General features: G+C 36.7%; 12 protein-coding genes and 4 pseudogenes. 5 read left to right on the top strand and 11 right to left on the bottom strand.

The window, feature by feature from the left end; translation table 11 throughout:
• Nucleotides 1–45 precede the first annotated feature (45 nt).
• The 3 genes from ACQKTA_RS02430 to ACQKTA_RS02420 are packed head-to-tail and all read left to right on the top strand — an operon-like array spanning nt 46 to nt 2,408.
• Nucleotides 46–1,263, top strand: coding sequence for a GNAT family N-acetyltransferase (locus ACQKTA_RS02430; RefSeq protein ID WP_427814053.1), 1,218 nt, complete (start codon nt 46–48; stop codon nt 1,261–1,263).
• On the top strand, nt 1,250–1,759 hold the full coding sequence (locus ACQKTA_RS02425; RefSeq protein ID WP_427814052.1) for a nucleoside 2-deoxyribosyltransferase: 510 nt from the start codon (nt 1,250–1,252) through the stop codon (nt 1,757–1,759). Before ACQKTA_RS02430 ends, ACQKTA_RS02425 begins: the two co-directional genes overlap by 14 nt.
• Nucleotides 1,749–2,408 (top strand): hypothetical protein, encoded by a 660-nt coding sequence (locus ACQKTA_RS02420; protein ID WP_427814051.1) that lies wholly within the window; start codon nt 1,749–1,751, stop codon nt 2,406–2,408. Before ACQKTA_RS02425 ends, ACQKTA_RS02420 begins: the two co-directional genes overlap by 11 nt.
• Nucleotides 2,409–2,451: 43 nt before the next feature.
• Here ACQKTA_RS02420 and ACQKTA_RS02415 read toward each other — a convergent pair whose 3' ends face one another.
• From ACQKTA_RS02415 to ACQKTA_RS02385, 7 genes and pseudogenes are all read right to left on the bottom strand, one after another.
• On the bottom strand, nt 2,452–3,312 hold the full coding sequence (locus ACQKTA_RS02415) for a triphosphoribosyl-dephospho-CoA synthase (RefSeq protein WP_427814050.1): 861 nt from the start codon (nt 3,310–3,312) through the stop codon (nt 2,452–2,454).
• A gap of 17 nt (nt 3,313–3,329) precedes the next feature.
• Nucleotides 3,330–4,415 (bottom strand): acyltransferase family protein, encoded by a 1,086-nt coding sequence (locus ACQKTA_RS02410; protein ID WP_427814049.1) that lies wholly within the window; start codon nt 4,413–4,415, stop codon nt 3,330–3,332.
• Between the two features lie 25 nt (nt 4,416–4,440).
• A complete protein-coding gene (locus tag ACQKTA_RS02405; protein WP_427814048.1) occupies nt 4,441–5,034 on the bottom strand; it encodes a malonate decarboxylase holo-ACP synthase in 594 nt (197 codons plus the stop codon).
• A gap of 3 nt (nt 5,035–5,037) precedes the next feature.
• Nucleotides 5,038–6,719, bottom strand: a pseudogene (mdcD, locus tag ACQKTA_RS02400) (biotin-independent malonate decarboxylase subunit beta).
• The gene (locus ACQKTA_RS02395; protein ID WP_427814047.1) at nt 6,709–7,008 is read right to left on the bottom strand and encodes a malonate decarboxylase subunit delta; all 300 of its coding nucleotides are present in this window, start codon (nt 7,006–7,008) and stop codon (nt 6,709–6,711) included. The pseudogene mdcD and the gene ACQKTA_RS02395 overlap by 11 nt, the downstream one beginning before the upstream one ends.
• Nucleotides 7,009–7,023: 15 nt before the next feature.
• Nucleotides 7,024–8,669, bottom strand: a pseudogene (gene mdcA, locus ACQKTA_RS02390) (malonate decarboxylase subunit alpha).
• A gap of 5 nt (nt 8,670–8,674) precedes the next feature.
• Nucleotides 8,675–9,586 (bottom strand): ACP S-malonyltransferase, encoded by a 912-nt coding sequence (locus tag ACQKTA_RS02385; protein WP_427814046.1) that lies wholly within the window; start codon nt 9,584–9,586, stop codon nt 8,675–8,677.
• A gap of 118 nt (nt 9,587–9,704) precedes the next feature.
• On the opposite strand from ACQKTA_RS02385, the pseudogene ACQKTA_RS02380 reads away from it, so the two are divergent.
• Together ACQKTA_RS02380 and ACQKTA_RS02375 are read left to right on the top strand one after the other, a co-directional pair.
• Nucleotides 9,705–10,559: pseudogene (locus tag ACQKTA_RS02380) on the top strand (LysR family transcriptional regulator).
• 226 nt (nt 10,560–10,785) lie between these two features.
• A pseudogene (locus ACQKTA_RS02375) lies at nt 10,786–11,518 on the top strand (HAD family hydrolase).
• Between the two features lie 46 nt (nt 11,519–11,564).
• Here the strand turns inward: ACQKTA_RS02375 and ACQKTA_RS02370 are convergent.
• The 4 genes from ACQKTA_RS02370 to ACQKTA_RS02355 form a co-directional block, all read right to left on the bottom strand.
• Nucleotides 11,565–12,344: a C39 family peptidase gene (locus ACQKTA_RS02370; RefSeq protein WP_407856914.1), complete on the bottom strand. Its 780-nt coding sequence runs from the start codon at nt 12,342–12,344 to the stop codon at nt 11,565–11,567.
• Nucleotides 12,345–12,437: 93 nt separating this feature from the next.
• Nucleotides 12,438–13,127 carry a hydrolase gene (locus ACQKTA_RS02365; protein ID WP_427814045.1) on the bottom strand — a complete coding sequence of 230 codons (690 nt, stop codon included), beginning with the start codon at nt 13,125–13,127 and terminating at the stop codon, nt 12,438–12,440.
• 42 nt (nt 13,128–13,169) lie between these two features.
• Nucleotides 13,170–13,781: a glycoside hydrolase family 73 protein gene (locus ACQKTA_RS02360; RefSeq protein WP_427814044.1), complete on the bottom strand. Its 612-nt coding sequence runs from the start codon at nt 13,779–13,781 to the stop codon at nt 13,170–13,172.
• A 9-nt stretch (nt 13,782–13,790) separates the two neighbouring features.
• Nucleotides 13,791–14,579 (bottom strand): M15 family metallopeptidase, encoded by a 789-nt coding sequence (locus ACQKTA_RS02355; protein WP_332581409.1) that lies wholly within the window; start codon nt 14,577–14,579, stop codon nt 13,791–13,793.
• Nucleotides 14,580–14,586 lie beyond the last annotated feature (7 nt).

The following is a 14,586-nucleotide window of genomic DNA, read 5'->3' as shown; positions in this document are numbered from 1 at the left end:
TTACTTGATTGATTCTTTAGATTACAAAAAATAGGAGATGACAGAATGGATAGTGACTTTAAGAAACGATTAGTCTTGAAGCCAGTGGGTGAAGAACATTTAGCCCAATACGATGAATTATTAAGTTATGTCTTTCAAGTAACTGAAAGTGATATCGAAAATAGCGGATATGAAAATAAACGTGAAATGGTTCGTGCAAAAAAGCCAGTATTAGAACAATCAAAAGTGTTTGGTTGGTTCAATCAAGATAATTTAATTTCTCAAATTGCAATCTACCCTTGCGAAGTGAATATTCATGGGAAATTATTTCAAATGGGTGGTATCACTGGTGTTGGTACCTACCCAGAGTATGCCAATCATGGATTAATGAAAGAATTGATCGAAAAAGCTTTGCAGGAAATGCGCGCAGATCACCAATGGATCTCTTATCTGTATCCATATAGTATTCCCTACTATCGCCGTAAGGGTTGGGAAATCATGTCTGACAAATTAAGCTTCAAGATTAAAGACACTCAATTACCTAAACAAGTTGATTTGCCTGGAATCGTAGAACGAAAAGAAGTCGATGATCCCGATGTTTATCAGGTCTATCATGAGTTTGCCTTAAAAAATCATGGAGCAATGATTCGGAAAGAATTGAATTGGGAAGAATATTGGCGTTTCGAAAATGAAGAAGAACGAATTGCAGCTATCTACTATGATGCAGATAAGAGACCAACTGGTGTTTTATTTTATTGGATTTCTGAGGAAGTTTTTCATATCAAAGAAATGTTTTATTTGAACCAAGAAGCTCGAAATGGTTTGTGGAATTTTATCAGCGCACATTTTTCGATGGTTTACTGGGTCAAAGGCGATATTTTCAAAAATGAGCCTCTTTCTTTTCTATTAGAAGATAGTGAAATCCACGAAACGATCGCCCCTTTCTTTATGGCTCGCATCGTGGATGTAAAAGAGTTCTTATTAGAATACCCATTTGCTAAAACAGCTAAGCCGTTTTATTTTGTCGTAGAAGATCCCGTAGCAACATGGAACACTGGAATTTTTGCATTAGAGTGGGATTCATCTGGCAAATTGACTGTTTCTGATCAGCCAAAAGGCAAACGGATTGCATTAACTATCCAAACTTTAACGTGTATGCTGATGAATTATCGTCGCGCTGCATACTTAGCACGAATCGAACGACTAGATGCTGATAAAGAAGCGATTGAATTATTAGAAACAATTATTCCCGATATGGAGGCGTATTTTAGTGACTATTTCTAGACATATTTATTTTGCTGCACCCTTATTTTCACAAAGTGATTTACTTTATAATCGCTACTTAGCAGAAAAAATCCGAGCGTTAGGCTCGGATTTGACAATTTATTTACCACAAGAAAATGAAGGAATCAATGATAAAAGTGCTTATGCCGACAGTAAGATGATCGCCTTGGCAGATACTGAGGAAGTGCTGAAAAGTGATTTGATGATTGCTTTATTAGACGGCCTGACAATCGATGCAGGAGTAGCTTCAGAAATTGGTGTAGCCTATGCAAAAGGTATTCCAGTGATCGGTTTATATACGGATTCCCGTCAACAAGGTGCTGACAATCAACAAAAAATCGCGGCGCTACAAAAACCGGCGGAAAATCAATTTCATTATTTAAATTTGTATACAGTTGGACTGATTAAATTGAACGGATTGATCGTAAATAGTGAAGCAGACTTACTAGACCACGTTCATTCATTTTTAGAAAGTGGTGAATTAAATGAATTATAAAAAATACCGTATGGCTTTAATTATTTTTGGTCTCATTTGTCTGCTCTATAATGTTTATGAAGTGATCATTGCCAAATATTCGACCAAACAAGGAATTATTTTTGTTGTTGAATGCTTAGCTGGAATTGCACTTATTTTTCTTCCAGAAATCATTGAGAAAGTTCTAAAAATCTCATTACCTGAAAAAATTATTTATTTTTATTGGTTCTTTTTAGTTATCTCGGTCTTTTTAGGTACCTCATTACACATGATTTCGATCATTTCATTTTGGGATAAGATTTTACACTCTGTTAGTCCAATGGTCTTGACTGCTCTTGGCTATGGTCTAATCGGTTTCTTGATGAAAGATGCCGATATCAGCAAAACTTCTCCTTGGTTATTTTTATTATTTGGTTTTGCTTTTGCTGGTGTCTGTGGCGTTTTTTGGGAATTTTGGGAATTCCTTTGCGATACGATCGCAGATATGAATTTGCAACGTTATGCAACTTCTGCTGGAACTTTACTTATCGGTCGTGCTGCTTTAATGGATACAATGGGTGATTTGCTTACCAATACGATTGGCGCGTTGCTGATGGGTATTTATGCTAGTATCCAAAGCCGAGGAAACGCTGCGTATTTTGAAGAATACCGCTTGAAAAAAATTAAATAAAAAAAGAGTCAAAACCTGATTTTCATCAGGTTTTGACTCTTTTTTATTTGACCGCTGCAAATAAAACAGTTTTATTCGTTAAATGCTCTAATGACAGTAAAAAGAAACTAGCAGCCAATAGGTCCGCACTTCCTCCTGGAGAAACAGCCTGTGTTTGACAGTATGTATGAAGTTGCTCAAAATTTTTATTAGGTAACGATTGTTCATTCGCTTTTCGAGCTAGTGATTGTACTTGAGCTAAAACAGTTTGATCGCTTCGATACAAAATACAGGTATCATCCAATGAAGCAATAATTGCTAGTAGCATATGCAATCTTTTTTCAGTCGAATCTTCTTGTGATCGATTGAAATAATCCGAAAGAGCTACTTGAACGTGCGGAAAACCTGCGGCAGCTTCCGCAAAAGCTCCCCCATTACCATATTTTTTCTTTACTTTCTCTCCATGAGAAAGTGGAAGATTTTTTTCAACAAAGCGGTCTGGAAAAGATACTAATATTTGAATGTCAGAAAATATCTTAGGTAAAAACAATTGCTGGGTAAGACTGTATTGACTGCTGACTGCAGTAATAAGAAGTCCCATTGCCCAAATCGCTCCTTTATGGGTATTCACACCGCCAGTCGCTCGAAACATAGCTGCTTCAGCACGTCGACCAATTTCAACAATTTTTTCTCTTATGGTTTGTGTCATTGGATGATTCCACGAAACAAGCGCCATTTCTTCGAAAAAAGGTGTTAATGTTTTAGCAGAAATCAGAAATAATTCATGATTCATATCTGTGTGAGTACCTGTGTTCAGAGCATCAACCAATCCTGGTTTTGGCGATAATTCTACTTCAGCTATTAAAGCTCGTTCAACTAACAAAGCGAATTCGTGACATGTAACAGCAATTGTATGTTCTTCCATCAGATATTCCTTCTTCTTTATTTAGTAATCGTACCTTTAATTGCTTGCCAAATGACATGTAATAGATAGCTTAGTAAAAAGGCACAACTTGCTGTAGCTACATATGCTACGATGATCATGATTCCAGTTGGTAATTTTAATAATAAATCTTTGAAACAAAGCAATAATACTTGGAATACAAAGACATTTGCTAAATACGTACGATATGCGTAAGTTGATAACCATTTAAATGCACGTAATTGTGGCGCATTATTTTTGATCATTGTTGAACCAAACATAAATACACCAAAAATAACGATCACACTATACAAACTTTGTAATGAATTCAAATATGGTGCATGAGCAAATGTTAAATCTCCCGAATAGCTTAATAAGTGATTTGCAGAAACAAGTGCTACGGCAAGACCCATCGGTAATAGTGCATAACGTACTTTATATAAAGCATTGTAAATGGCTTCATGATAATTCAAAGCCGCACAACCGTATACCCCGTAAATCATAAAGCTGACAACAAAACGGTCTAACAAGTACCAGCTATCATGATGAGTGCCAGCAAAAACTTGAGTATCATAGAAAATATACCAAGCGACATAGATAGCCGTTGCAATAATCAATACCGGCCAAACAGCTTTTTTATTCGTAAATACTTTATACCCTAACCATACGAAAAATGGCATCAATAATTGGATTTGTAACATCATCACTGTATACCATAGATGCGGTGCACCATCACCAGTGATATATTTCAATAAAAATGTAGCTGTATTTGTGTAAGGATTTCCTTGTTGAACAGCTGGGAAAAGCCATAAATAAGCAGATGTCCATAATATATAAGGAACAACTAATTCAAAAAACTTTTCCTTTAAAAATTCAAAGTAAGATAGATGTTGACTTGTCTTAACCATGTTATAAACAATTGCAAAAATAAATAGATGGGCGGTATATTTGACCATTACATATAATGTTCCAATACACGCAGCTGTTGTTTCATTATGAGTATTTGCTAACGCAAAGCTCAAAATCGTTTGCAACATAACAGCTGTTACAGCGAATACTTTTTGAAAGTCGCTGATATTGATCTTGATTTCCTTATTCTCAAACATTGTTTCCGCTCACTTTTCCTAATATTTACCAAATCTCAGTAGTGAGTTTTGGTCCTTCATTTGTTTTAAGTAAAATTTTCTTTGATGGTTGACTCAAAAATTCTTTCAAGGCAAATCCACCCTTTTGGCTAATGATTTGAGTATCTAACTTTTCAAAAAATGCTAGATTCTCTTTAATTATTTCCATTGGTAGTTCAGCGGCAGAGTTTGCATATAACAACAGATCCAGATCACTACTTGGTTTGATCGTTGCCCGTTGTGTCGCTAATTCAAAACCCAAACTACCGCCAACTCCCCAATGATGATTTTTCAACAATAATTGTGCTTCACGATATTGTTGATAGACAGAATACTCCGTGACTTCAGCTTCCCGAAAGCTATTTCTAGTTACTAATTCCCAAGGATGAATAACTTCTTCAACTTTATTTAACGTTGTTTCAAAACCAAAACGCTGCTGTCTTTCGCGACCTCTTAAACCAACTAAGACGGAGTCAGCTTCGATTGGCATCCCACGACGTACAGTCGCAAATAATTGATCTGTTTCTTCAACCCATTCAGGTAATTCAACATTTTTAAGAGCTGTTTTATCTAACAATACAATATCGTGAGCACGAATCATTGATTAATCATCCCATTCTTTATTCATACGATCAAAAACTTTATTCGTTTCCACACGACCGACATTTACAGCAATCGAATTAGTATAACGATTGGTCAACATTGTGTCATTAGTTTTACGAACATCTGTAATCGCTGCATTAATTGCTGTAATAACTTCAGCTACATGTTCAGCAGATGTACTTTGATCAGTGATTGATTCTAAGAAAGTAAATAGTGCACCTAATTTGTTATAGTTTTGCACGTCATAAGCAATACTTGGAACTTTTTCTGCTGCGGCTTCGATGTCGGCGATAGAACGTTTTGTAATCCGGCTAGCACTTTCTTTAGACATTGCTTGGATCATAATATCATTACTATTCAAAGCAACCAATCGACTTGATTGTAAGCCATGAGCTAAGAAAGCTCCTGAAATAGCATTTCCAGCAATAAATCCAATTACTGGGTGACCCGCTTGGCGAAGTTTTGCATAAGCAGCTGCACTATTAGCTAAAGCAATGTGGATACCGATTAATTCTTCGTTATAACCATAAGCTTGACTTGGTACATCAATTACAGCAATAATTGGACGTTTCACTGCTTTGTCTTTGTCTTCTTGATAAATAGATTCTAATAGATGGCCCATTTCAAAACCTTCAACTAAACCTACTTCACCGTTACGTACTCGGTACATTGGGTTGTTGCCATTCGGTACGATAGCTGTCACAACTGCATCTTCAACAAATAATTTTGATGGTGCTGAGTAGACAGTCGCACTTGTAGAAGTTGGATGAGCTAATCCAGTTAATGCTGCAAACCATTGGTAACCAACACTTGTAGAGGCATCTTCTTTACCTTCAGTTACTTCAATTGCTTTCACTGCATCCACTTTGTGAGCAGCTAATGCTTCATTATATGCGTCAATTGTCATTGGTTTTGACAAATCAAGTTTTGCCAATAATGACAAATAGAAATCTGCACTTTCACTGCGATGGCTATCTTTTTTCTCTTCGATAGCTGTAATCACAGCTTGACGAATCGTTTCAACACTATTCGTAACTAATTCATCAACGACGTTTGCTTCCAAACGTTGACGTGCACCAATTGTATTCCAGATTAAATCTTTATCGCTAGAATCAAATTCACGAACTCCAGCTTCAACTTCGATTACTTCTGGACCATTCAAGCCAATACGTGCTTTTTTAGTAGCAATTAAATAACTCATAAGAGCTGAAGTAATTGACATACCACCAAAAGAGCCAACACGTCCTGGAACTAATCCGATAACTGGAACGTATTTTTTCAATGCTACGATTAAATTACCGATTTCAGAAATTGACAATAGACCATAGTTAGCTTCTTGTAAACGAACACCACCAGTATCTAATACGATCACTGGATAGATCTCATTGCCAGCTTCATTTTCTTTCAACGCTAATGTTAAAGCTGAAATAATTTTGCCCCAGAGACTTCACCGATACCGCCGCCTTGGAATTTACCTTCCATTGCAATGACGATGACATTTTTTCCGTTGATTTCTCCACGGCTGACAACGATTCCGTCATCACTTTGTGGAACGATGTTTTGAGCTACTAGATTAGGTGCGATCATTTGATCAAAAGGATCAATTAATTCATGACCTGTTTTAGTATCTAATAATGCATGAACACGTTCGCGTGCATTTAATTCTACAAAACTATTTTTCATCTGAAAGTTCCTCCATTGCTTGTGTTAATCGAAGATAGACAGCTCCAGGAGTAGCTCCGAAATCGTTGATCACGATATCGGCTGTAATTGGATAACGATCAAAGAATCTAGTTAATACATTTTTCCAAACATCTCCAAAACCATCACTACCGGTACATACACGGACTGAAGTTTCAGATTTTTCTGTTGGGAAAAGTAAAATTTCCAAATCACCTGAACCTACCACACCAACATGAATTTTTTTGTCAATTGGTTTTGTTGTTTTATAGCTGTATGATAATTGTTCCATCTGTTCTTCTCTCCTTTAAGACCAAGTTCTGAATTTCATTGGGGGTTCATATAAACCATCTGACCATTCAATCAAATCATCGACTGTTTGAGCAGCTAATAATGAACGTTTTGCATCGCTGCGTTTAATTCCAAGATCTTCTGGTAATTTAACGATTCCAGCTTTACGTAATTCATCTAAAGATTCTTTTGTACTTGTCATTCCTAATGGTGTTACTCCACCGATGGCAGCAATTGCTGCTTGTTTTTGTTCTTTTGAAGTTGCTTTATAAAGATAAGCAATTCCTTCTTCAGTAACAATATGAGTGGTATCTTCGCTATAAATCATGACCGGTGCATTTGCTAAACCAGCTTGTTTTTGAACATCTAATGCATCAAGATTTTCTACGAATACAGGTTTTTTGTTTGAACCATAGGTTTCAACCATTTGAACAACTAATTTTTGACCTTTTCCTAATGGATCATTTTCATCACGCAATGATTGCCAAGCAGGAGTTGAATGACGACGTCCGCCAGGATTGTGTCCCATGTTTGGTGCACCACCAAAACCAGATAAACGTCTTTTGTTACAGTTGAAGAATTTCCTTCATAGTCTAATTGTAAAGTTGATCCGATGAACATATCGACTGCATATTGTCCAGCAACTTGTGATAACGTACGGTTACTACGCATTGATCCATCTTTGCCGACAAAGAAAACATCTGGACGAGCAGAAATGTATTTTTCCATACCGACTTCGCCACCGAAACTGTGGATACTTTCAACCCAACCAGATTCGATTGCTGGAATCATTGTTGGATGTGGATTTAATACCCAGTTTTTAGCAACTTTTCCTTTGATTCCTAGTGTTTCACCATAAGTTGGCAATAATAATTCAATTGCTGCTGTATTGAAACCAATCCCGTGATTCAATGATTGCACTTCATGTTCAGCGTAAATTCCTTTTAATGCCATCATAGCCATTAAAATTTGTAATTCAGTGATATTTTGTGGATCACGAGTGAATAATGCTTCTAATTGATAAGGTTGATCTGCTAAGACAACAACATCGATCCAATCACTTGGGATGTCTACACGTGGTAATTCATCAACTATTTCATTGACTTGAACAATTACGATACCATCTTTGAAAGCAGCAGCTTCAACGATTGTTGGTGTTTCTTCCGTATTGAACCCTGTATAAAGGTTTCCTTGACGGTCAGCTTTGTCAGCCGCAACTAAGACAACGTTCGGAACTAAATCAATGAATAAACGACCATATAATTCTAAATATGTGTGGATATCGCCTAATTTCATTGTGCCGTCTTCGATCATTTGAGCAACACGAGTACTTTGAGCACCGGCATAAGAAAAATCGATTTTTGCAGCGATTCCTTTTTCAAAAATTGTTAAGTGTTCAGGACGAGAAATGCTTGACATGATCATGTGTAATTGATTTACTTTGTCTGAGTCCACTTGTTCTAAACTTGTAGAAAGAAAGCTGGCTTGTTTTTGATTGTCTCCTTCAAGTACCACTTTATCGCCGGGTTGGATCAATTTTTCCAAGACTTCGATAATGGCTTCTGTCGGAACATATTTTCCATCAAGCAAATGTTCAATTTTTTTCATTTTTTGAGCTTTTTTTTCGCGTTTACTTGCCCAATTTCTTGCTGGTTTTTCCATTCTTGTCATCTCCATTTTTGATATAAGAATAAAGTGTCATCAATGCCATGTTGGTCAATGTTGATCGTTCGAATCGATTTATTTTCACCGAACTTGACATGAATCAATTTTGTGAGGGTATTACCGGGAGGGAATTCTAGAGCCAGATCTATTCCGACTTCTTGAGCTACATCCATCATCTTATTCCATTGCACTGGATGTGCGATATTATGCAAAAGATCTTTACGAATTTCAGCTGGATCCGTTGTGATTCGGCCATCGATGTTTTTTAGATACGGACATATCGTTGCATCAAGAGTGACTGAATCCATAATCGGAGCGAATTGCTCCACTGTCGCATCCATCAATGTACAATGAGAAGGAACTGGAACAGCTAATAATTTCGCCGTTTGTGCGTGATAGGTCTTTGCCAGTGCCAGTGTTTGTTTTAATCCATGAATATGTCCAGAAATCGTATGCTGCATTGGACAATTTTCATTGGATAAATAGACTGGAAAAGCTGCGTCAAAACTTTCAGCGACAACTTTTTCTGCTTCGCTTCTAGTTAATCCGACAATCACACCCATTGCATAATCTTTGGGATAAGCCTTTTTCATTAAGTCAGCACGGTGGTAAACAAGTTTTGCAGCATCTTCAAAGCTTAAAGCTCCACTTGCTACTGCCGCACAAAAGGCTCCGATTGAATGACCTGCAACTAAATCAGGCTGGATGCCTGACTCTTTCAGTTGATCGGTATAATAAACAGCTTTAAGAAGTAATGCTAATTGGATATAAACAGTATCTTGTTCGATATCCGTCGCATCTTTTAAACGATATCCTGTGACTTTTTCTAAGGAATCAAAATAGCTCATTGGAATGTCTTGTAACATCTCACTCGTTTGACTACCTTGTCCGGGATATAAGAAACCTGTACTCATGATAAGCCTCCTTAAGCAATTTCTCTTACGTGTGTTATCTTAGCTAAAATTTGATATAATAAAAAATGCCAATTTCAGAACGATCCATAACAAAAAGGTATGGATCAAGGAGGGTCTCATGAATCTTGACCATTTACGCTATTTTAAAAAAGTAGCAGAGTCTAAAAACATTACTCAATCTGCCCAATAATTATACATTTCACAGCCCGCGCTCAGTCGTGCAATGAAACATTTAGAACACGAATTAGGAGTACCTTTGTTTTATCACTCAGGCCATCACATTGAGTTAACAATGTATGCTGAAAGTTTTTATCCTTATGTACTTCAAACACTCGCCCAATTTGACCAAGGACTTGCTGCCATTCAAGCTCTTAATGAAGAAATATTGCCAGCGATTACTATTTATTCTGAGGTTGCTTCCGTCTCGATCCCTAATCTAGTAAAATCATTCAGTGAAAAGCACCCTGAAATTCAATTATCTATCCAGCAACACGGTGCTACTGAAAAGGCTCAAGAAAAAGTTTTCTATATTACTTCTGAACCTAAAGTTGGTTTAACGAATCTACCTATCTTTACTGAAGAGATCTTGTTGGCCATCCCTAAAAATCAGCCATTAGCCGAAAAAAAAGTAATTGAAACATCCGATATTCAAGATATTTCGTTATTGATGTTAACGTCGAATTCGCCCTTAAGACGGACTCTTGATGCCGCTTTTGAAACACAAAAAACTAAACTAAAAGTTGGGGCAACGACCGACGACCCTGCAACTTTACGTTCCATGATCAATCAAGGATTGGGAATGACCTTTTTTCCAAAAATTACTTGGGGCTATGACAAAAAAGCACCTTTTGTTTTACGAAAAATAGAAAATCTTTCACTTTCTCGTACAATTTATTTGGCTTCTAGTTTTACTGAAGAAAATCCTATGGCAAAGATGATCGCTAAAACACTGAAAGAATTTTTTATGCCTTAATTAAATAAAAAGCCCTCACTAGTAAAAATGACTAGCGTGGGCTTTTTTGATTGCTAAATTAAAATTCAAAAAGAATTCTTTTTTTCAGTCACATAAACTGAAAACTGTTAGCTTGCGATTTTTCTTTTTCAGTAGCAAAAACCTTTTCTAATCAACGATTTACGCTTTTTTTGTTGTTTTTTTTATACTAGAATACTTACTGTAATTAATTGAAAATTTGCTGAAAATGAAAGGCGTGTCTATTTTGATTGAAACTGTCGTATTTGATATCGATGATACTATCTACGATCAACAAGAACCATTTCGTAAAGCGGTTCAAAAATTATTCCCTCTAGTAAGTGAAGCTGATATGCTTCCGTTGTATACTCGTTTCCGCGTCCACAGTGACAATAATTTTAACAAAGTCATCACTCAAGAATGGACATTAGAATACATGCGGTCACATCGCATCAATCAATCATTGCAAGATTTAAATTATCCCCCGATCACTGATGAACAATCATTGCGTTTCCAAAATGTTTATGAAGAAGAACTAGACTCGATTTCGATGCATCTAGAAGTTGAAAAAACGCTAGATTTTTTAAAAGAAAAACAAGTACCGATCAGTATTATCACAAACGGTCCGACTGATCATCAATATAAGAAAATCTTACAATTAGGTCTGCTTAACTGGGTCGATGAGGATAACATTATTATTTCTCAAGCAACTGGTTATGAAAAACCTGATGTTGAAATTTTTGAATTAGGTAAAAAACAGTTTGCTTTAAATCCTGAAAAAGCCTTGTATGTAGGCGATAATTTTAAAAATGATGTGCTTGGTTCTACTCGCGCCGGTTGGCACGCACTATGGTTAAAATCACCGTAACCGCAAATTACCTGAAGGTACTTCTCAAATTCATGATATTGAATTGACATCATTTGAACAATTATTACCTACCTTCCAAAATATTTTTGCCTAAAATAATTTTATAAAATAAAGACGTGTGACCATATGGTCACACGTCTTTATTCATTTGTTTCAAGATATAGTGATTCACTTCCCATTGCTTGAAAAATTTCTTCAAATTCTGAGCGATCAACGATTCGATTTTTATAGCCATATGGGTCATTGACATAAACATGCTGACTATCCACACCAGTCACCACTACCGCATGACATAAAGGGGAAACAGTAATTTCTCCACTAGTAGTTTGCCAAATTAGAAAATCGTCCGCTGTTGGCACTTGAAAGTCCACAGTCGTCACGACCCAAACAGGCGTACCGGCTTGAACAATGTTTGCTAGCTCAGTAAAATCAGTTGATGAACTAGCAACGATTGAGTGAGTCATTTCAACATAGTCAGCAGCAACCGCTGCAATCGGTTCAACAGCCACACCCATAGCATCATAACCGCCATAAATATTTCCAACAAATCCATCATGAGGATTCCCGTGAATATCTTGCCATTCATTTTCATATAACGGAACATAACTTAGTTGTTCGGCCAATTCATTTTTATTCGTTTCATAGCCGTAGTAATTCAGCAACATAGACAGTGCAGTAATCTCACAACCATTTTCTAATGGGATGCTTCCTTCATTTTGATTTTCTAAAGGAACATCGATAATTGTCGTACCGTTTTCTTTTTCTTCACTTTTCTCAGCTAGTAATTCAACTTTTGTACCTTCTGTCTCTTCTGTTACTTCAATCGATTCTCGATTATTGAATGAAAACAGTAAAAAACAGATTCCTGTTGGTACAATTAGAAAGGTCCACCAATTCATTAAGTGCTTGATCTTACTCACCTCACTATTCGACACTGTAAGTATCGCAAGCGAAGCTTAACTATAACTTAAATATAAGAAAAGCGAGAATCATTTTACGATTCTCGCTTTCGTTTATTCCTCTTGATCTTCCTTATATTCCATTTCCCGATATTTCTCCATTTTACGACTGAATAAAACACCATTAGAAGGTGGCGTATACGTTATGGCATTCGCCCCTGCCGCAATTGTCGCTTCGATTGTTTCATCATCAGGTCCGCCTGTGGCAATGATTGGTAATTCTGGATACAGTTCACGAAAATATTTTACTGTCTTTACGGTATCTTTTCCAGCACTGATATTGATGATATCAACTCCAGCCGATAATTTTTCTTCAATTTTAGAATATTTCGATGTCACTGTAGCAACTACAGGAATGTCTACCACATCATAAATAGCTTGAATTGTTTCTACCGGCGTCGGTCCGTTCACAACGACTCCAATACTTCCCTGCGCTTCCGCGAACATTCCCATATAAGCAGAGCGGGGACCTTGAGTTAACCCACCTGCGACTCCAGAAAAAACGGGAATATCTGCTGCTTCAATAATTCCCTTAGTAATCGCTGGATGTGGTGTAAATGGATAGACTGCAATTACTGCATCCGCATCGGTATTACGAATAATTGCAATATCCGTTGTGAAAATAATCGACCGAATTTTTTTCCCAAAGATAACGATTCCAGATGCTTTTTCGATTGGTTTTGGAACACGTACTATATCTTTTCTTAATTCTGTCATGATTTCAGGTATTTTTGACTCTGTCATACAACCAGCCCCTAACAAATTTTTGTTAAGTCAATTTTACTACTAATGGTCGTACTGCTCCAAATTATACGTTTTGATGACATCGATAATTTTATTCGCGTAATCAGGATCGGTAGCATAACCGGCTGTCTGTAATGCTTGTGCCGCTTCTTGATAATTCGTCGCTGTTAGAACTCCGGCATATAATTGCGGATTCCAATTCGTCCCATTTACAAAAAGCATCGTATGGTCATCTAAGGATTCATCCCAGGAATTATAGACTCTAAAATCGCCTTGAATCGTTATCCATTGTTCATTGACATACTCTTTAGTTTCTAAGCTTATTTTATTTTGATTTTCTGAGGCTTTGATACCAAAAAGATTATTATATTGGCTTGCTAACTGAGACTCGCCCCAATTTGATTCTAGGATAGCTTGTCCCAAAATAATACTTGGTAAGATTCCATAACCTTGTTGTAACTCTTTTGCATGTGGTACTAACTCATCAATAAATTCTTGATGCGTTAGATTTTTTGTTTGGTCATCACTTCCAGTGATCGAATTAGACAGTAAGTGTAAAGAAAAAACGAAAGCGACCCCAAGTAATAAAAGGCCTCCAAAGATCAGAGGCAAAGAAACTTGGCCCTTTCGTTTTTTAAAGATTTTTTTTGGCATAGCAACTCCTTATTTATCTGATAGCTGTTGCAAAAATTCTTCTAGTGTCAAATTATTTTTAGTAATATATTCCGCATTTTCTTTTCCTACGTAACGAATATGCCACGGTTCATAAGTGATTCCTGTGATATCTTGACGATCTTTAGGATAGCGAATAATAAACCCATATTTCGGAGCATTTTCTGCAATCCATTTTGCTCCAGGTTGATCTCCATAGGAAGCATCTAAAACTTGTGTGGTATAAGATTTATACCAATCTTGATCGACGATATCGATAGCTAAACCAGTATGGTGTTCACTATAACCGGGTTCAGTCATTGTTTCTTTTGTTTTTGTTGTCGCGTCCGCTTCAGTCATTCCGCTACCACTGACTAGGCTATTAACATTGTTATCGAATACTTGTTTTTGCGCTTCGACTGAACGGAAAGCTGAAATGATTACTAATGGATAACCCGCTTTAGTCGCTGCAGCTGACAATGCTTCGTAATCAGTAACAATTCGGCTATCTACTTGGTGACTATTATCTGACAAAGTAGCCAATTGACTTTCTGCGACTTCATTTTCAATTTTATTTTTAGGACCAACTAAAACAAGATTCCAATCCGTTGTTTTAGCATCCGGTAACGCTTTTTGCGCAGCCGTTTTTTTACTTGTACTTGCAGCTGTTTTCTTTTCAAATGAGTACGTTGTCGCAGTGGTTTTCTTTACATTAGATTTTGATTCCGAGCCATGAAAAAGTGAATAACCCGTCAATCCTAGCATAACGATCACTGAAATCAGCCCTACTGTTTTCTTCAATTTAAAA

The organism is Enterococcus sp. 22-H-5-01 (assembly GCF_050310005.1).
Lineage (GTDB): Bacteria > Bacillota > Bacilli > Lactobacillales > Enterococcaceae > Enterococcus_A > Enterococcus_A hailinensis.
This window is presented reverse-complemented; position numbering and strand designations above follow the sequence as displayed.